A 17,721-nucleotide genomic window follows, 5' to 3' on the forward strand; every position below is an offset into this window, starting at 1 on the left:
TGCCTGAGGTGTAGCCGCCGGACGCGCCGCCCAGCGCCTTGCCGAGCGTGCCGGTGATGATATCCACCCTGCCCTCGACGCCACAATGCTCGGCCGAGCCGCGGCCGTTCTTGCCGACGAAGCCGACGGCGTGGCTGTCGTCGACCATGACCATGGCGTCGTATTTCTCGGCGAGATCGCAGACCCCTTTCAGATTGGCGATGATGCCATCCATCGAGAACACGCCGTCGGTGGCGATCAGCCGAAAGCGGCAGTCCTTCGCCTCCTTCAGCTGGGCCTCGAGATCGGCCATGTCGTTGTTGGCGTAGCGGAAGCGCCTGGCCTTCGACAGCCTGACCCCGTCGATGATCGAGGCATGGTTCAGCGCGTCGGAGATGATGGCGTCCTCCTCGCCGAGCAGCGTCTCGAACAGGCCGCCATTGGCGTCGAAGCAGGAGCCGTAGAGGATGGTGTCGTCCATGCCGAGGAAGGACGAGATCGTGGATTCGAGCTGCTTGTGCTCCTCCTGCGTGCCGCAGATGAAGCGCACCGAGGCCATGCCATAGCCATAGCGGTCGAGCGCCTGTTTGGCCGCCTCCCGCAGATCCTCGCTATCGGCGAGACCGAGATAGTTGTTGGCGCAGAAATTGAGCACCGTGTCGCCGCCAACCTCGATCTCAGCCGACTGCATCGAGGTGATGACCCGCTCCGACTTGTAGAGGCCGGCCGATTTCAGGCCTTGGAGCTCGCTGTTGATGTGGGAAAGGAATGCTTGGCTCATGGTCGGGCCTTGTTCATGCAATCTCTCCACGAAGCACCCGCAAGAGGCGCTCGAAGTGACTGGGATCGTGTGCGTTGAGGAGCGCAGCTTCGCGAGGCAGATGCAGATCCCAGAGACGCGACAGCCAAAAGCGAAAAGCTCCTGCTCGCTGCATTGCAGGAAGCAATGAGCGTTCGGCTGGAGTAAGCGCGCGAACGGACTCATACCTGCCGAGGAAAGCCGCGGCTAGCTTATCGTGTTGGCGGCCGGTGCAGCCTTCGACGCACCAGTCATTGAGGCACACTGCAATGTCGAACAGAAACGCGTCACATCCGGCGAAGTAGAAATCGAGGACGCCGGTCAGGCACTCACCGTCAAACAAGACGTTGTCGCGAAAGAGATCGGCGTGCACCGGACCCTTTGGTAGCTGCTTATAGGAAGGAGACGCTGCGATCTGCTTCTGGAAGGCCAACTCGCTCGAGAGCAGCGAGCGCTGTCCATCGGAGATGCAGCGGCTGACCACTGGCGCCACCTTGTCCCACCATTCAAACCCTCGTGGATTGACCTGATGTCGTGGGTAATCGCTTCCAGCCACGTGCATTAGCGCCAAAACCTCCCCGACTGAGCGACAATGTACCTCTGTCGCTGCTGTCACGCTCTCGCCGGCAAGCCTGTTGACGACAACAGCGGGCCGGCCCCTCAGTGCGTGAAGGATTTGGCAGCTGCCGCTGGCGACCGGGTTCGGGACCGGCATCCCTCGCGTCGCAAGGTGCTTCATGAGGTGGAGGTAGAACGGCAATTGCTTGAACGTAAGCCGCTCAAACAATGTGAGCACGTACTCGCCGGTTTCGGTGTCGACGAAGTAGTTCGTGTTCTCAATTCCGGTCGTGATCCCGCGAACAGTGTGCGGCTTGCCCAGACCTAACGCCCAAAAGAATGCTGCGACCTCGTCGACCGAGAGCTCGGTGTATACGGCCATGGATGAAACAGTCCTCAGTCCGCGAAGCGACCTTCCTCTAGCCCGCGCCTTGCACGATCTCTGAGATGTAGTTCTTTACAGCTTGCGCATCGACTGGAAGGACTTTGTACCGTTTCGGCAAGTATTCTATGCCATTGAATCGTTCCGGACGATCGGGCTCCCGGCCCAGAGCCTCCATGATCGTCCCAGCAAATTTGATCGGCAGTGCGGTCTCGAGCACGATCATCGGCCTCTCCGGAACGCAGTGCTCGCGCGCGACCTTCACGCCATCGGCCGTATGCGGATCAATAAGCGTGTTGGAACGCTGCCACGTGTCGCGGATCGTCGCCAACCGGTCGGCGTGGGTGCTCTTGCCGCTGCGAAAGCCAAAACGACCCGCAATCTGCGTGAAGGCGGGATCACCGCTGACATCGAACGATCCTCGATCCGTTAGTTGACCGTCAAACATGGATTTCGTCCGGCGCGCATCGCGACCGAGCAGGTCGAACACGAAACGTTCGAGATTCGATGCCTTTGAAATGTCCATGGAAGGGCTTGAGGTTTCATAGGTATCGGCTTGGCTACGCACGCGACACACACCGGTGCGGAAGAACTCATCGAGCACGTCGTTTTCGTTGGTCGCAACGACGAGACGGGATATAGGAAGGCCCATCATGCGCGCGACATGACCGGCGCAGATGTTGCCGAAATTGCCGGAAGGAACCGTGAAGTCGACCTCTGATGCGTTCTCTTCGGTTACCTGAAAATAGGCAGCGAAGTAATACACCACCTGAGCCACCAGCCGGGCCCAGTTGATCGAATTGACGGCGCCGATCCTGTGGCGCCTCTTGAAGTCGGCATCGCCGGACACGGCTTTCACGATGTCCTGGCAATCGTCGAATACCCCCTCAATGGCGATGTTCTGGATGTTTTCGTCCTGCAGGCTGAACATCTGGGCTTGCTGGAAGGCGCTCATGCGTCCGTGCGGCGACATCATGAAGACACGGATGCCCGTCTTGCCGCGCATGGCATATTCCGCCGCGCTTCCCGTGTCGCCGCTGGTCGCCCCGAGGATGTTCAGTTCCTCGCGCCGACGGGCCAGTTCATATTCAAGGAGGTTACCAAGTAACTGCATGGCCACGTCCTTGAACGCTAGGGTTGGGCCGTTCGACAGTTCCGCGACGTGAAGGCCCATCCCGAGCGCGCGCACCGGCGTGATCCGATCGCTCCTGAACAGCTCGAGCGTATAGGTCTTCGCGCAGATGGCCTTCAGATCGCCAGGTGGAATATCGTCGATGTAGAGCGATAGGATTTCGAAAGCGAGCTCGGAATACGACAAGCCCCGCCACCGATCCAGCATGGCATCGTCCACAATCGGGTAAGTCTCGGGCACATAGAGCCCACCATCCGGCGCCAGACCTTCAAGGAGGATATCGCAGAACGACCTGCGTTGGTGTTGGCCACGCGTGGAGATGTAGTGCATGTGATGCTTTTCCTCATGGCCACGCTCGTCGGGCCGGGGTCGAGAGACTGCCCCCTCGGCTTCTCAGCGGCGGGCCCGCCACCAGGCGATCTTGTCCTGCAGGCCATAGCCTTTGATGATCGCCGGCAAGAACCAGGGATCGCCCCTATAGAAGGGAATGGAAGCCGGCGGTCGGAAGTCGAAAGCCGTGCTTGCTTCCGGCGCGCGGCCCATCAGCTTGTAGGCGGCACGCGTACCGACCCACGGTGCCCAGACCACACCCGAACCGCAAAAGCCGGTGGCATAGACGATGCCATCCTTCTCGAAGATGCGGGGCAGCATGTCGCGGTTCATGGCCACGTTGCCGAACCAGCTGTGCGAAAAGCGAACCTTCTCCAGCTCCGGGAAAAGCTCTACCAGACCGTTGCGAAGGCGGAGCGTCGGGGCTGTCGGATCGCTGTTGCCCCGGGAACTGTCTCGCCCACCGAGCAGAATGCGCGTGCCGTCGGGCGAAGGACGATAATAGAAGCCTAGCTCCCGATTCTCACCCATCATCATCAGCTTGGGCATCAGCCGCGTCATCAATTCAGGCGGAAGTTCCTCGGTGGCGATAATTCGGCTGCGAACCGGCACCAGCCGTCGGCGCAGGAATGGAGCGGCGGCATCAGTATAGCCGTTGGTGCAGACCAGCACCTGCCGTGCCTGCACAGTCCCGGCCGATGTCGCTACACGGAACCCGGACACATCTTTTTCGATGGAAATCACGGGCGTTCGTGAGTGGACCGTCAGCCCGGAAGCCAAGGCCACGCGCAGGAGCTCGGCGTGGAACTTAGCCGGGTGCAAACCGCCAATGTCCATCCGAACCGTGCCGCCTCGGTAGAAGTCGGTGCCGATGTAGTTGCCCTGCTCGGCATGCGGAACAGCGTACGATTCGATCCCTAGCCTCTTCGCCAGCGCCTCGGCGCCGCGGGCCATCTTCTCGTACTGGTCGTATCCGATAGCACCCATGAACCGACCGACCAGCTTGAAATCGCAGTCGAGTCCCTCGGTCTTAATCAAGTCATAGAGGAACTCGCGCGCGAGCTTGCCTTCAACCTCAACCGCCTTGGCTTTATCCTCGCCAAAACGCCTGGTGATCGTGGCATAGTCCGGTCGGATTGATCCACTGGTGATCCCTCCGTTGCGCGACGAGGCTCCTTCGCCAGGGTTAATGGCATCGAAAGCTGCAACCGAACGCCCTTCTCGAGCCAGCACGAGCCCGGCCGAGAGACCGGCATAGCCGGCGCCCACGATCGCCACGTCCAGCCTCCTGGCGAAAGGCTGTGGCGGCAGCGGCCTCACCGGCGCCGCTTCCCACCAGTAGGGCGTATTCTTGTCGGCGACTTTTAGCTCGTCCACGTGACTGACTTCTCGTTGCGTTTGCTGATGAGAGAGCGGGCTATTTGCCCAACGTTCAAATGTGGTCATCCCGAACGTCCAGCGCGTCGCGCAGTCCGTCACCAATGAAGTTGAAACTGGTCACCGCGACGGTGATCGCAGCTCCGGGAATGATGGCAAGCCAAGGTGCGCTGCCCAGATATTGCTGGGCGCCGTTGAGCATGTTGCCCCAGCTTGGCATTGGCGGCTGGATGCCGTAGCCGAGAAAGCTGATGTAGGCTTCCATGAGAATGGCTCGCGCGACCGTCAAGGTGGAGGCAACGATGATCGGTCCCATGGCGTTTGGCAGTATCTCGCGGAACATAATATGGGTGCCGCTCAATCCCAGCATGCGTCCGGCCAGGACGAACTCGCGTTCGCGCAACGAGCGCACTTCCGCTTCAACGATACGGGCAACCTCCATCCAACTTGTGAGCGCGATGATGACGGTGATCATCACGGGACTGGGCTTGAGTGCCGCAGCCAGCGCAAGCAGCAGAAAGATCGATGGGAACGATAGGAAGCCATCGACCGTGCGCATCAGCGTGGCCCCAATCCAGCCACCGCGATAGCCCGCGATCACGCCGACCATAGTGCCGACGAGTGTCGACAACACCATGGCGAAGAAACCCACCAGCAGCGAGATACGTCCCGCCATCAAAAGTCTTGCCGCCAGGTCGCGGCCGAGCGGATCAGTGCCTAGGAAGTGGTGGCCCGTGAGCGGCGGAGCAAAGCGAGCCCGCAGGTCGATATACAGCGAGTCATAAGGCAGGAGATGCGGGCCAAGGACGCAAGCGAGGCACAGGAAGACGATCATCGTCAAGCCGAGCAGCGCCAAGCGATGCCGCATGAAGCGACGTGCCGCGCGGTTGTTGCTCCATCGGCCTGGAGCTGCATTTGCGGTGAGAGCGGTCATATCGGCTGTCTCCTGTCGGGAAAGTTGCGCGTTCAAGCCAGACGAATGCGCGGATCGACAATAGCGACGACGACATCGGCGATCAGGTTTCCAAGCAGAACGAGGATAGCCGAGAACATCAAAAGCCCCATCACAACGGGATAGTCGCTGTAACCAAGGCTATCGAGAAACAAACGTCCCATTCCTGGCCAGGTAAAGACAGTTTCGGTCACCAGCGCGCCGGTGAGCACACTGGGAAGCTGCATTCCGGCCAAGGTAATCATCGGCAAAAGCGCGTTACCGACGACATGCTTCATCAGAATCCGGCGTTCACTCAATCCCTTGGCCCGAGCCGTCTTGACGAAATCCTGGCTGATGGCGTCGAGGGTCGCCGTTCGCATGTAGCGGCTCCAGATCGCGACATGGACCAGGGACAGCACGATGCTTGGCAGGATCAGATGGTGGAGATAGCCGAGGATCGAGCTATCGCCGATCTCGGATATATTGCCCGCCGGCAGCCAGCCCAGCTTCAGGGAAAAGATGTAAATGCCGATGAGTCCGAACCAGAAAGTAGGGACCGACAATGCGATCATGGCACCGACAGTCGCTAGATAGTCGAATAGCGAGTAGCGGCGCGTGGCACCCCGAATTCCGATCCAGGCGCCAATGGAGATAGCAATCACCGTTGAAGATCCCATCAGCAGTAGCGTGGCAAAGAGATGGCTGCCAATGATCTGCAATACCGGCGCTCCGTCGCGGAAGGAGTGTCCCCAGTCGCCCCGCACCAGCCGCCACGCCCAGTCCAGATATTGGATCCATATGGGGCGATCGAGGCCCAGCAGCCCCTTGAGGCGCTCGATGTCCTGCTGGGTCATCCCGGGATCGAGCCCGAATTGGGCCATCGGGCCGCCGGGCAGAAGATTCAGAATGCCGAAGCCGATGATCGAAACGATCACAAGCAATACCAGGCTCTGCGAGAGGCGATTGAGCAGGAAGCCACGCATTCTGAGTCCTCCGTTCGGGTTGACGGTTCTATTCTATTGCCGCCGCCGCGGTGAGACCGGGCGGCGGCAACGGCGTAATCAAGCCTTCCACTGCCAGCCTGCGGCATGCCACGAGGCAGTGCGCGTGTTGGCGTTGGGCTCGAAACCGTCCAGTCCTTTCTTGCGTCCGAGCACGTTAGTAAGCGCCGACAGCGGCAGGAAGGGCAGATCATGACGCACTATTTCCTGCACGCGGTTATAGACTCCGCGCCGCTCCTCAGGATCGAAGATGCGAGCACCCTTTTCGAGAAGGGCATCGACCTCAGGATTGGAATATTGCCCGGTGTTCGAGCCGTGTCCCCCCTGAGCGGCGATTGCCTTCGTATGAAGGCGATTTGTGGCATCGGGGTCCGCGGCAATCAGATAGGTAACGCCAACCATGGCTGTGTCGAATTGTGACTTCAGCCAGAATTCGCCCCACATGACCGCGGCCGGCAGATTTGAGATCTTCATCTCTACGCCGATCTCGGCAAACGTCTGCTGCAGGAACTGCTGCGTCTGCTCGCGGAGGTTGTTGCCAGACGTTGTTGAGTTGGAGAACGACAGTCGCACTCCGTCTTTGGCTCGGATTCCATCCGGTCCCGGAGTCCAGCCGGCCTCATCCAGAATCTGACGCGCGCGGTCCAGATTGAACTCCTGCACGGGAAGGTTCGGATTGTAGTAATAGGACTCCTTCGGCATGAAGGTCTCAGTGAGCGTGCCCACGCCGTAGTAGATCGTGTCGACGATGGCTTTCCTGTCCATCGCCGCGTAGAGCGCCTGGCGCACGGCCAAGTCCTTGAACTGCGGACGGCCCAAATTGAGATAGATCGACTCCAAGGATGCCCCGGTCTCCAGTGTCACCACGCGGTCTGGCAGTTCGCGGGCTTCAGAGTAATGGTCGGCAGTGATGTACGACTGATCGACCAGGTCTACGTCGCCGCTCTTGAACTGCGTGTAGAGCACGGTCATATCGGGAATATATTTGAAGACGAGCTGCTCCACATAAGGGCCTTCGCCGGCATAGTCGGGATTGGCGACGAGCTCGATATGGTCGCCTGCGACGCGCTGGCTCCATTTGAATGCGCCGGTGCCGATCGGCGCCTGGTTGAACGCAGCTGTATTGGGATCGGCCTCTTTCTCCAGAATGTGCTTGGGGACCATGAAGGTTTCGGCCAGGAACGAAAGATAGGGCGCGAAAGCCTCCTTCATCCGCCATGTGATCTCAGTAGGCGAAACCACTGTGATGTCCTGCACGAGCGAATGGCCGCTCGTACGCCAGGCCCGAAACTTCGGGTTCGTGATGAGCTCAAGGGTGAATTTCACGTCCTCGGCCGTGAAGGGTTGGCCGTCGTGCCAGCGGGCATTGTCGCGCAACCTGACCCGCCAGTTGAGACCGTCCTCCGAAATGCCGCCGTTCTTCTGGCTTGGCACCTCGGCTGCAAGATTCGGCTGAAGCACACCTTGTGGATCCATCCGGACCAGCGCGTCGAAAACAGAAAAATGGACCGCGTCATCGACTTCGATATGCGCCATCAACGGATTGAACACGGTCGGCTCCTGCGAAAGGCCGACGACAACGCGACCGGTCGGACCCCCAGAAGGGGTCTTGGCGAAGGCGGGCTTGCCCAGCAGATTGGGCGCGATGAGGCCTGCAGCCCCGCCAAGCGCCATCAGTCGCAGCGCTTCGCGCCTGGAGTAGTTGGACGTAGTCTGTGAATTTTTGGTCATGGTAGTTCCTCTCTTGTTATTTTTCATGCGTTCGCTGCAATGGGACGGGCATTGCCCGACCTCTCCCCTGGAATTGCCGCCACGAGTTGGCGCGTGTAGGCGGCTTGCGGGTTTAGGAATATCTGCGAGGGCGGTCCGTGCTCGACGATCCGGCCCTTCTGCATCACCGCGATTTCATCGCAGATCTGGCTGGCGACGCGCAGGTCGTGGGTGATGAAGACCATCGACACGCCGGTCTCGCGCTGTATCTGGTCGAGAAGTTGCAGGATCTGCGCCTGGATTGACACGTCGAGCGCGGAAACCGCCTCGTCTGCAATCAACAGCTTCGGCTTGAACATCAGCGCGCGAGCGATGCCGATGCGCTGGCGTTGCCCACCCGAGAATTCGTGCGGATAGCGGCCAAAAGCGCCGGCATCGAGACCGACATGGGCCAGAAGCGCACGTGCTTCCTCGCGCGCCTGGGCATAAGGCGTCCCGTGGGCCACCGGACCCACGGTCAAGATGTGGCCGACGGTCGAGCGCGGGTTGAGAGACGCGAAGGGATCCTGGAAGATCATCTGGATCCGCGGTCTAAGCGGGCGGAACTCCGCTTCGGAAAGCTTGGCTATGTCGGATCCTTCGAACAAAATCCCGCCGCCGTCGCTGTCCAGGAGCTTGATCAGCAGCCGGCCCAGTGACGATTTTCCCGAACCGCTCTCGCCTACGACCCCCAGCGTGCGGCCGGGCGCCAGTTCGAACGAAACCTCGTCCACCGCTTTCACAATCCGCTGCGCTCCGAACAGCGCGCTGCCGTCACGATAGGTCTTCACCAGCCCCTCGACCTTCAGGATCGGCTCCTTGCTGGCGGGCTCGGCACGGGGGCGATCTTCGCCAGTCAGATGTGGTACGGCGGCAATCAGGCGCTGGGTATAAGGGTGCTTCGGAGAGCCCAACACCTGCTTGGCGCTGCCCTGTTCAACTATCTGGCCCTTCTCCATCACCACGACGCTGTCGGCGATTTCGGCCACCACGCCGAAATCGTGGGTGATGAACATGACGCTCATGCCCTTGCGGCGCTGAATGTCGCGGATCAGTTCCAGGATCTGTGCCTGGGTGGTGACATCGAGCGCGGTGGTCGGCTCATCGGCGATCAGCACCGTTGGCTCGAGCGCCAGGGCCATGGCGATCATGACGCGCTGCCGCTGCCCGCCAGAAAGCCGGAACGGATACTGGTGATACATGAGTTCGGGGTCGGGCAGCCCCACTTCAGTGAGCAGCTCAATGGCGCGGTCGCGGCAGGTTTCTGGCGTGCCGTAGCCATGCGCTGCCATAACCTCGTCAATCTGCGCGCCTACGGTCATCAGGGGGTTGAGCGCCGAGAGCGGGTCCTGAAAGATCATCGACACGACCCGGCCTCGCAGGTTGCGCAGCTTGTCGGGCGACATGCCGATGATGTTCATTCCCTCCAGCTGGATGAAACCCGACGACAGGCGGATCACCTTTGGCAGAAGGCCCATGATCGCGTTCGCAGTGACCGACTTGCCCGATCCGGACTCCCCTATGATGCAGAGGATCTGGCCGCCTTTCAGATCAAACGAGATATTCTCGACCGCATGGACCCGCTCCATGCCGGCCGGCAGGCTTACGGTCAGATCGCGCACCGAAAGCGCCACTTCATGAGGAGCTACAGCTTGGATGCTGGCGATCATCAAGACCTCTCCCTTTTCAGCCGCTCTCTTCAGCCCGCTGCGGATTGCGTTTTCGATCTCCGCCTCGAGGCGATCAATCGGCCAAACCGTTCCCTATCGTGAACTCTCAGGCTCACTTTCCAAGCCTCCCCTTCTGAAGCCTGCCGCCTACGTGGCTCTTGGCGACTGTCCGGGGAGTAACGGACCTTAGTCACCGATGAGTGTGACTCTTCCTGGCCGATAAAATCGCCGAAACTTAGCAGGCAGGCAGCAGGAACTTCCGCAGAGGGAGCCCAAATTGGTATTTCACTCTGCGCCTATTCCGGCAATCGAGCCACGCGAGCGGGTTCGGTGGACGTCTACATTCGGCTGTTGCAGTCGCCTTCCTGAAAGTTTCTGACGGTGGTCACGGAATCCAACGCATAGCGCCACGGCGTGGTAATGTGGGATGAGATCGCGGCCGAGGTGTCGCGGGAGTGACGCCGGGTGGGACAAGATACTGGTAATGCTATGACGGTGCGTATGACGCTCAAACCTCGCAGCCTCGACACGATTGTCGCCACCGCCCTTCATGGCGATATATTGTCCGACATTGCAGGGGCGCTGGCGGGGGGCCTGGGGGGGACGCCACCGCAAACGTTGAGCCCGATCGGTCTCTTGATGTTCGAGCCAATTCACGACTCGGCTTTCGACGTTGCTGGCAAAGGTATCGCCAACTCCATCGCCACCTTCTGTACCGCCGCCCGGATGCGTGAACATCGGGGTGAGAGCCCAGCGGCCATACGGCTGATGAGGGCCGTGGAAACGGTCTCGAGCGAAGGCGTGCTGACGCCGGATGTGCGAAGGACAGCGACCCCGCACGAAGCGATCGATGACGTCTGCCGGACGACCCGCGGTTCGAACGCGTGACAGGTTTACGATGAAGCTCGACAGAATCGACATCAAAATCTTAGCACAACTGCAAAAGAACGGTCGGCTCACGAATGTCGAGCTTGCCGACTTGGTCAACCTTTCACAGAGCCCTTGCCTGATGCGGGTGAAAAAACTTCAGGCAGAAGGTTTCATCACCGGTTATTCTGCCCAGATCGACGTCGCGAAGCTGGGGCAGACTTTGACGGTTTTCACTGAAGTGACACTCAAGCATCATCAGCATAACGACTTCGCGAGATTTCTCATCGCTATTCAGAAGGTAGATTCGGTCATAGAATGCCATCTAGTTTCAGGGGGTTACGACTATCTTGTGAAGTTTGTCACAGCTGGGATAACTGAATATCAGACGATCATGGAGCGTTTGATCGAATTGGATATTGGAATCGACAAATATTTCAGCTTCGTCGTGCTGAAGTCACCGATCGCGAAGTCCCATTTGCCACTCGATACCATTTTCGACAGATGAGAAGGCAGCTCCCGGTCTTCGGCCCAGAGAGCAGCATGCCGCCGCTCCCTTCAAACCGAAGTCCTCTCGAGCGACGTGAGTGACACCTGGTCGAAATAGAGAAAGGGGCGGTCTCCACCACCCCTTTCTGTTGTTCCAGCGCGCCCATACGCGTTTCAGTCTCTGCAGAAGCTAACCAAGGCCGCCAACATGAAAGGTCTTGATCTCAAGATATTCCTCGATGCCGAGCTGCGATCCTTCGCGGCCAACTCCTGACTGCTTGACACCGCCGAAAGGCGCAACCTCGGTCGAGATCATGCCTGTGTTGAGCCCGATCATACCGAACTCCAACGCCTCGGCAATACGCCATGACCGTTTGAGATTGTCTGTATAGAAGTAAGCAGCAAGGCCGAACGGCGTATTGTTCGCAATGGCGATGGCCTCGTCCTCCGTCTCGAAGCGAAAAAGGGGCGCCACCGGACCGAACGTCTCTTCCGACGCAAGGAGCATCTCCGTAGTGGCCTCTCCCAGCACGACGGGCCGTGTATATTGCTTGCCGTCGGGCACTGCCTCGCTTTGGGCGATGATCCGCGCGCCTTTCTCTTTCGCATCCGCGATGTGACGCTCGATCTTGTCGAGCGCGGCCGCGTTGATCATTGGGCCGATCTCAGTACCCTCGTCGGTCCCTGCGCCAACCTTCATCCGCGCGACGCGCTGGCTCAGCTTTTCGGCGAAAGCGTCGTAAACGCCTTCCTGCACGAGAATCCGGTTCGCGCAGACGCAGGTTTGACCGCCATTGCGGAACTTGGATGCGATCAACCCTTCAACTGCCTTGTCCAAATCGGCGTCATCGAACACGATAAAGGGCGCGTTGCCGCCGAGCTCGAGGCTCAGCCGCTTGATGCTATCGGCAGCGCCACGCATGAGCAGCGCACCGACGCGCGTCGAGCCGGTGAACGAGATCTTGCGCACCGTCCCGTTCGCCATCAGTTCGTTGCCGATTTCGGTGGGCATGCCGGTGACAATGTTGATCACCCCGGGCGGAATACCTGCCCGTTCCGCCAGAACGCCGAGCGCCAGCGCCGAGAATGGTGTGAATTCCGACGGCTTGATGACAACCGTACAACCCGCAGCCAGCGCCGGCGCCACCTTGCGCGTGACCATCGCGTTGGGGAAATTCCACGGCGTGATGATGGCGCAGACGCCGACGGCCTCCTTCAGCACCAGAATGCGGCGATCGGGCGTGGGCGACGGAATTGTCGAGCCACCGATCCGGCGTGCTTCTTCGGCGAACCATTTGACGAAGGAGGCGCCATAGCGGATTTCGGCGCGCGCCTCCGCCAAAGGCTTGCCCTGTTCCAGCGTCAGCAGCAATGCCAGGTCAGCCTCATTTTCCAGTATCAGACTATGCCAGCTTTCCAGAAATGCTGCGCGTTCGGCGTGAGTCCTGGCCTTCCAGTCGTAAAGCGCCGCCTGCGCCGCGTCTATTGCTGCCCTTGTTTCATCAATGCCCATATCGGGCACCGTTCCAAGCACTTCCAGACTCGCTGGATCGGTCACATCGACCGTCTCATTGCTGTGCGCATGCTGCCAAACATCTCCGATGAGCGCCCGTTGGCGAAACAGGTCCGCATCCTTCAGGAAACTGATCTTCGTGATTGCATTCATGGTCGTCATTGTCCTTTCAGCCGATGTCGCCGGCGCGGCTTGCACGATGGAAATTCGTCCGCGTGTCGCCGCAACCGTATCTTTCGCGAATCCTAGATCGATGGGCATGCTCTTGAAATTGCCGGGCGAAACAGGTTTCCCGCCCGATATCCTGCTGCTGCTGGACCCGTTGTAGCCGCCGCTGGGAAGGGTCGCCCAAGCGCGCCCAGCTGCTAACGGACGGATCGTGCATTTCCAGCGCTGCGTACCTCCACGCCCGTTTATTGCCGATGAACGCAGGTTCCTTTGACGGATCGAAGCTCTACGTCGCGGTATCTGATGATAGTGGAGAGCACACCGCATTTTTCATTGAGATTGCGCCCTCTGACCGTGATCACATTGCGTCAGCCAGGACTTCGAAAGCCGATCGTGCTGCAATCGCGGCGCGTTCTATTCGGCGGGATCTTGTGCATTGAAATCAGTCATTCACCACTACGTAGATCTTGCGCACGGTCTCGATCGTGCGCCACACGCCGACAAAGCCAGGTTTCATCACGAAACTGTCGCCGGCGCGATAAGTCTTGGTCTCGCCGTCCTTCTCCTCGATTTCAATCACACCCGAAATGATGTGACAGAACTCGTAGGTGCTGCCTTTCACCGAATGCGTAACGCCGGGTGTCGCCTCCCAGACGCCAGCCAGAACCTTCTCACTTTTCGAAGCGTCCTGCGCCCAAGTCTTGAATGATGGAGCGCCGGAGATGAGTCGCTCCGGCAACGGCAATGACTGCTTCGGCGTGAAGGCGGGATTCGTGTCGATCGAGATCAGAAGTGACATGTGAGGTTCCTGTTAGTAGCCAAGTTTCCGATCGGCGATGCCGATCAGTTCTCCCAGGCGCGGTGACGCCGGGTATCTCCACCAGCGATCGCGCAGCCGTATGCATGCTGGGACTGCGGAAAATGCGATCAGCTTCGCGAAAACTTCTTCGACATTCACGAGTACCGCTCGCCAGCGCTATTCATCGGATGCAGATAATGTCGCAGCCCGCGGGAGCATTCCCTGCCGAACGGCGCTGCGCTTTGGCTGAAGATTTTGAATATTAGGTCAGAACCAGCGAAACTTGCTGGCCTTCGAGTGCAACTTTGGGGCAAAAGAGGGCTGCAAAACCGTGCAACAGGCACCCGATCAAGACGTGCTCGCGAGCTTGGCAATTCGATAAAGGAGCGGGTCGACCTAAATGCAAAGATCAGTGCGCCTGAAATCTTTCGAACTGGTTGCGCGCGACATTGATGATGTCGACGTAAAGCTGCTGCATGCGCTCTCGATTTCGGTCCGGTGGCCGCATCGGCCAAAGGATTGGGAACTGCTGCGCCGTGCCGGCCGCGGCATCGTTGCTGTGGACGGGATCGGACGGGTTTTCGGCAGTGCGATGTGGTTTCCCCATGGGGACGATTTCGCCACCATCGGTTTGGTCATCACAACCCCCCGCACGCAAGCGCAAGGAGGCGGTCGATGGCTCATGGACTTAGTTCTGGGAGAGTGTGGCGATCGCAGCTTGACGCTCAACGCCACCCACGCTGCTTATCCTCTCTATGTCTCACTCGGCTTCACCGCCGAGGCGACGGTATACATGCGCCAAGGCGAGGTCTTACAGACGCTCCCAGTTCCGAACTTGGACGGCGAATTGAAGGCCTTGTCGAGCGATAGGCTACAGGAGATCGCGGCGCTGGATACCCGCGCGTTTGGGACAAACCGCGAGAGGCTGCTCGCGTTGCTCGCCGCGGATGCCTCAATTTGCACTTTGAGCCGTAGCGGCGAGATCGTCGGGTATTCCATGTGTCGCGAATTCGGGGGTGGTTTTGTCATCGGCCCGATCGTCGCGCGCGACGAACTTGACGCAATCCATCTTACCGCTGTGCATCTGAAAAATCTGATCGGGCGGTTCGTCCGCGTCGACACGCGCGAGAAGGACGGCGCGTTTGCCGAGTTCCTCCAGCAGAGCGGCCTTTATATTGCGGAGTCTGTTACGACCATGTCCAAAGGGCGCCGTTTCCTCAACCGAGAACACAACGAACCCTGGGTTTACGGGCTGGCCAGCCACGCATTCAGCTGAATACGACTTCCGCCTCCACTACCGCGATCCTAATGATCGTGAATATTTCCGAAGACATTGTCAGGCCGGCATATCCTGCCCCATCAATAGAAATGACCGATCCAGCCCCTGCCTTCGGCGTGGCCGCGAGTGGCGATGGCAGTATCCCTGGACACCGGTCCCGATGAGCACCGGTAAGGCTGACCGAGCGAGGTGCCCCTCCCAAGCGCATTCTGATGCGACTCGTACCGGTTTGCTTCATTCCCGACAGGCTTGGGAACGTGGGGGGCCCGCTCACTTGTCTGCCGACACATTGACCTTGCTTGGCGTGCCTGATTTCCGGCTCTTCAGATGGCAGCGATGTCCAGCTTCGAACCGTCGACCAGACGCGACAGCCGGAACGGTGTGGGATCGACGGAAGGTGTGTCGTTCACGACAAGCTCTGCAGCCAGATAGCCGAGCCCCGGGCCCAAACCGAAGCCGTGACCCGAGCAGCCCGCCGCGAGGACGAGACCTTCCACCCCGTCGATCTGCGAGACCACAGGCACCGCGTCCGGCGTGCAATCGACGAAGCCACCCCAGGCGCTATCGATCTCTATTTCGCGAAGTTGGGGAAACGTTTTCCGGACACTCTCCACCACTTGGCCCACCAGCCATTTCAAGGGCGGTGGATCCAGCACGCGATTCTGTTCGAATATCCGATCATCGTTGGTCAGCAGCGCCTGCATTGAATCCGGACCCGAAACGAACGAATGACCGACGCCGAGCCTGACGTTCTTCAGGCGGCGCAAGAACTGCGGCATGAATTCCCGGCCGTATCGGATAGCCTGGGGCGTAATCTCGAGGTTTGCCTTGCCGCTGATGGCAAGCGTATAGCTGCCGTCCAGTCGGCGTGTGATCGTGCAGTAGGGGGTCGAGACCGCCTCGCCTATGTTGATTGTCGGGGTGGAACGCAGTGCGGTCTGCCGAATGCTCGCTTGGGGGAAACTGATCCCGAGCGGCCGAAGAAAGCGCGAGGACCAGGCGCCGGCGGCGCACAGCACCGCGCTGGTTCTGATGTAGCCCTTCTCGGTGTGCACGCCCGCAATCTTGCCATTGGTCAAGTCGAGCGCCCGCGCGGCGCATCCCTGGTGGATCGTGGCGCCCAGAGCTCTGGCCCCTTCGGCGATAGCCGGCGCCGCGAGCGCAGGTTCGGCCTTGCCGTCCCGCTCCGAATAGGTTCCGCCGGCCCATTTATCGCGCGCTTCGGGGACACGCTCGGCCACCTCCGCCCGGCTCAGTACTCGGGTGTCGACCTCGTACTCCCTGGCGACCTCGCGCCACCTTTCCCAGCCGGCGAGCACAGCCTCGTCGTGGGTCGCATAGACGAGACCGCAGCGTCGGAATCCGAGGTCCCGATTGATATCGCGTGTGAGTTCGTCCCACAGTCGCATGGACATCACCGAGAGCGGCAGTTCGCGCCGGTCGCGGTTCTGCTGGCGGCACCAACCCCAGTTTCGGCTCGATTGTTCACAGGCGACGTGGCCCTTATCGAGGAGCGCCACAGAGAGGCCACGCTTCGCCAGGTAATAGGCGGCCGTAGACCCAAGGATGCCCCCGCCGACGATGACGACGTCGGCCTCGGCCGGGAGACGCTCATCGCTGTGAATGCGTTCTACGCGGGGCGACATGTTCAAACCAACCTCGGCTGCCAAGAATGCGGAAGCAAAGTTCCGATCAGCCCTTCATCGCATCGTGCGCTCGATAGAATTTGCCGAAATCATCGAGGACTTCGCAAGATGTTTGGGTTTTTGACCGCTTGATCGACAAGAGCTGCTCAAGCGCCGACCGAGTTCCAGTTCGGCGTCGAGCGGCACAACATGCGCGCGTGCTCGTTATCGCACTTGTGGGCCTGCTCCGCTTTCGGCAGGTGGCGTTGAAAAACTCGCGTTTGCGCTTGCTCGGCGTCGAACCGGCGGCTTAGAGCCGCCTGGTAGCTTTCGTTTCTAGCTGTCAAATCCGCAGAGCGGGCTGCCTCAGCGTTGATCAAGCAATTTGATCTGGAGATCTTCCCAGTGCTCCTTGAAAGCTTCTCGGGCGGTGTCGTAGTGGCGGCTTCTCAGGCCGTTGATGAGCCGCTCGTGCTCTAACGCCATTTCCTCAGCCGTCCCATAGAAATCCTGCCGCTGGACGAGGAGAAGCTCAATCTCGCCTTCCAGGCCCGAATAGGTTCGCTCCAGTCGGGCGCTCCCACTCGCCGCGACAATGGCGCGATGGAAGTCGCGGTCCGCGGTAACCAGCGCGGACCTGTCAGAGGACAGGGTCGAGGCGTGCATGACCGCGACCGCCTTGAGCGCCAAGGGCGGAATGACCCCGGTCAGCACGATCAAACGAATGGCTTCGCCCTCTATGGCGCCCCGCACACGTGTGATGTCGACAATGTCGTCAGGTCCGAATTCGGGCAGCACGAACCCTCGGTTCGGTATTTGACGCAGCAAGCCCTGGGTGACGAGTACCTGGGCCGCGGTACGGAATGTGTGCCGTGAGGTCGAATGCTCCTCGCACATTCTGGCGTCGCGGAGAAATTCGCCAGGCTGGAAATCTCCCGACAAGATGCGCCCTCGCAAGTCGTGCGTCAGGGCTTCTACCGCGCTAACGGGGAAAGGCTCAGCGTTGGTTTCTATGTCTTGGACTTGCTTCATGGCCTTGGTCGTCGATGTTGCGCGTGCAGCTACGCCAT

Annotated in this window: 15 protein-coding genes and 1 pseudogene; 4 read left to right on the forward strand and 12 right to left on the reverse strand. The window is 59.9% G+C overall.

Features of this window, described 5'->3' with window-relative positions; all coding sequences use genetic code 11:
- The 8 genes from PU724_RS31485 to PU724_RS31520 all read right to left on the reverse strand — a co-directional run.
- A partial coding sequence (locus PU724_RS31485; RefSeq protein WP_426213758.1) for an aminotransferase class I/II-fold pyridoxal phosphate-dependent enzyme occupies nt 1-760 on the reverse strand: 760 nt, incomplete at its 3' end.
- A 13-nt stretch (nt 761-773) separates the two neighbouring features.
- Complete coding sequence (locus tag PU724_RS31490) at nt 774-1,718, reverse strand: homoserine kinase (RefSeq protein WP_127285069.1); 945 nt, start codon at nt 1,716-1,718, stop codon at nt 774-776.
- Nucleotides 1,719-1,755: 37 nt separating this feature from the next.
- Complete coding sequence (thrC, locus tag PU724_RS31495; protein WP_127285068.1) at nt 1,756-3,180, reverse strand: threonine synthase; 1,425 nt, start codon at nt 3,178-3,180, stop codon at nt 1,756-1,758.
- Nucleotides 3,181-3,243: 63 nt separating this feature from the next.
- Entirely contained in the window at nt 3,244-4,626 is a 1,383-nt protein-coding gene (locus tag PU724_RS31500; protein ID WP_426213759.1) for an NAD(P)/FAD-dependent oxidoreductase, read from the reverse strand.
- Nucleotides 4,613-5,491, reverse strand: coding sequence for an ABC transporter permease (locus PU724_RS31505; RefSeq protein WP_354425518.1), 879 nt, complete (start codon nt 5,489-5,491; stop codon nt 4,613-4,615). Before PU724_RS31505 ends, PU724_RS31500 begins: the two co-directional genes overlap by 14 nt.
- Nucleotides 5,492-5,523: 32 nt before the next feature.
- Nucleotides 5,524-6,474 carry an ABC transporter permease gene (locus PU724_RS31510; RefSeq protein ID WP_127285066.1) on the reverse strand — a complete coding sequence of 317 codons (951 nt, stop codon included), beginning with the start codon at nt 6,472-6,474 and terminating at the stop codon, nt 5,524-5,526.
- A gap of 78 nt (nt 6,475-6,552) precedes the next feature.
- A complete protein-coding gene (locus PU724_RS31515) occupies nt 6,553-8,223 on the reverse strand; it encodes a peptide ABC transporter substrate-binding protein (protein ID WP_127285065.1) in 1,671 nt (556 codons plus the stop codon).
- Nucleotides 8,224-8,246: 23 nt separating this feature from the next.
- Nucleotides 8,247-9,911 (reverse strand): ABC transporter ATP-binding protein, encoded by a 1,665-nt coding sequence (locus tag PU724_RS31520; RefSeq protein WP_354425520.1) that lies wholly within the window; start codon nt 9,909-9,911, stop codon nt 8,247-8,249.
- A 369-nt stretch (nt 9,912-10,280) separates the two neighbouring features.
- Between PU724_RS31520 and PU724_RS31525 the strand changes: the two are divergent.
- Nucleotides 10,281-10,799, forward strand: a pseudogene (locus tag PU724_RS31525) (isocitrate/isopropylmalate family dehydrogenase); the annotation flags it as partial.
- A gap of 10 nt (nt 10,800-10,809) precedes the next feature.
- The gene (locus PU724_RS31530) at nt 10,810-11,286 is read left to right on the forward strand and encodes an Lrp/AsnC family transcriptional regulator (protein WP_127285063.1); all 477 of its coding nucleotides are present in this window, start codon (nt 10,810-10,812) and stop codon (nt 11,284-11,286) included.
- Between the two features lie 171 nt (nt 11,287-11,457).
- On the opposite strand, the gene PU724_RS31535 is transcribed toward PU724_RS31530, so the two are convergent.
- On the reverse strand, nt 11,458-12,933 hold the full coding sequence (locus PU724_RS31535) for an NAD-dependent succinate-semialdehyde dehydrogenase (protein ID WP_354425537.1): 1,476 nt from the start codon (nt 12,931-12,933) through the stop codon (nt 11,458-11,460).
- On the opposite strand from PU724_RS31535, the gene PU724_RS31540 reads away from it, so the two are divergent.
- Complete coding sequence (locus tag PU724_RS31540) at nt 12,932-13,108, forward strand: hypothetical protein (protein ID WP_189605987.1); 177 nt, start codon at nt 12,932-12,934, stop codon at nt 13,106-13,108. The two genes, PU724_RS31535 and PU724_RS31540, sit on opposite strands and share 2 nt — an antisense overlap.
- A 282-nt stretch (nt 13,109-13,390) precedes the next feature.
- On the opposite strand, the gene PU724_RS31545 is transcribed toward PU724_RS31540, so the two are convergent.
- Nucleotides 13,391-13,747: a cupin domain-containing protein gene (locus tag PU724_RS31545; RefSeq protein WP_127286285.1), complete on the reverse strand. Its 357-nt coding sequence runs from the start codon at nt 13,745-13,747 to the stop codon at nt 13,391-13,393.
- 400 nt (nt 13,748-14,147) lie between these two features.
- Here PU724_RS31545 and PU724_RS31550 point away from each other — a divergent pair, with 400 nt between their 5' ends.
- A complete protein-coding gene (locus tag PU724_RS31550) occupies nt 14,148-15,023 on the forward strand; it encodes a GNAT family N-acetyltransferase (protein ID WP_127286286.1) in 876 nt (291 codons plus the stop codon).
- Nucleotides 15,024-15,349: 326 nt separating this feature from the next.
- Here the strand turns inward: PU724_RS31550 and PU724_RS31555 are convergent, their stop codons facing one another.
- Both PU724_RS31555 and PU724_RS31560 read right to left on the reverse strand, forming a co-directional pair.
- The gene (locus PU724_RS31555; protein ID WP_354425539.1) at nt 15,350-16,672 is read right to left on the reverse strand and encodes an NAD(P)/FAD-dependent oxidoreductase; all 1,323 of its coding nucleotides are present in this window, start codon (nt 16,670-16,672) and stop codon (nt 15,350-15,352) included.
- Between the two features lie 345 nt (nt 16,673-17,017).
- Nucleotides 17,018-17,683: a GntR family transcriptional regulator gene (locus PU724_RS31560; RefSeq protein ID WP_189605989.1), complete on the reverse strand. Its 666-nt coding sequence runs from the start codon at nt 17,681-17,683 to the stop codon at nt 17,018-17,020.
- Nucleotides 17,684-17,721: the final 38 nt, after the last annotated feature.

The organism is Mesorhizobium abyssinicae, assembly GCF_049887195.1.
In the GTDB taxonomy this organism is placed as follows: domain Bacteria; phylum Pseudomonadota; class Alphaproteobacteria; order Rhizobiales; family Rhizobiaceae; genus Mesorhizobium; species Mesorhizobium abyssinicae.

What these genes read in the sequence shown, in the direction of transcription:
- PU724_RS31540 (WP_189605987.1), top strand. Translation starts at nt 12,932, where the DNA reads ATGGTCGTCATTGTCCTTTCAGCCGATGTCGCCGGCGCGGCTTGCACG.
- PU724_RS31550 (WP_127286286.1), top strand. Translation starts at nt 14,148, where the DNA reads ATGCAAAGATCAGTGCGCCTGAAATCTTTCGAACTGGTTGCGCGCGAC.
- PU724_RS31505 (WP_354425518.1), bottom strand. Translation starts at nt 5,491, where the DNA reads ATGACCGCTCTCACCGCAAATGCAGCTCCAGGCCGATGGAGCAACAAC.
- PU724_RS31560 (WP_189605989.1), bottom strand. Translation starts at nt 17,683, where the DNA reads ATGAAGCAAGTCCAAGACATAGAAACCAACGCTGAGCCTTTCCCCGTT.
- thrC (WP_127285068.1), bottom strand. Translation starts at nt 3,180, where the DNA reads ATGCACTACATCTCCACGCGTGGCCAACACCAACGCAGGTCGTTCTGC.
- PU724_RS31520 (WP_354425520.1), bottom strand. Translation starts at nt 9,911, where the DNA reads ATGATCGCCAGCATCCAAGCTGTAGCTCCTCATGAAGTGGCGCTTTCG.
- PU724_RS31555 (WP_354425539.1), bottom strand. Translation starts at nt 16,672, where the DNA reads ATGTCGCCCCGCGTAGAACGCATTCACAGCGATGAGCGTCTCCCGGCC.
- PU724_RS31530 (WP_127285063.1), top strand. Translation starts at nt 10,810, where the DNA reads ATGAAGCTCGACAGAATCGACATCAAAATCTTAGCACAACTGCAAAAG.
- PU724_RS31515 (WP_127285065.1), bottom strand. Translation starts at nt 8,223, where the DNA reads ATGACCAAAAATTCACAGACTACGTCCAACTACTCCAGGCGCGAAGCG.
- PU724_RS31510 (WP_127285066.1), bottom strand. Translation starts at nt 6,474, where the DNA reads ATGCGTGGCTTCCTGCTCAATCGCCTCTCGCAGAGCCTGGTATTGCTT.
- PU724_RS31500 (WP_426213759.1), bottom strand. Translation starts at nt 4,626, where the DNA reads ATGACCACATTTGAACGTTGGGCAAATAGCCCGCTCTCTCATCAGCAA.
- PU724_RS31535 (WP_354425537.1), bottom strand. Translation starts at nt 12,933, where the DNA reads ATGAATGCAATCACGAAGATCAGTTTCCTGAAGGATGCGGACCTGTTT.
- PU724_RS31490 (WP_127285069.1), bottom strand. Translation starts at nt 1,718, where the DNA reads ATGGCCGTATACACCGAGCTCTCGGTCGACGAGGTCGCAGCATTCTTT.
- PU724_RS31545 (WP_127286285.1), bottom strand. Translation starts at nt 13,747, where the DNA reads ATGTCACTTCTGATCTCGATCGACACGAATCCCGCCTTCACGCCGAAG.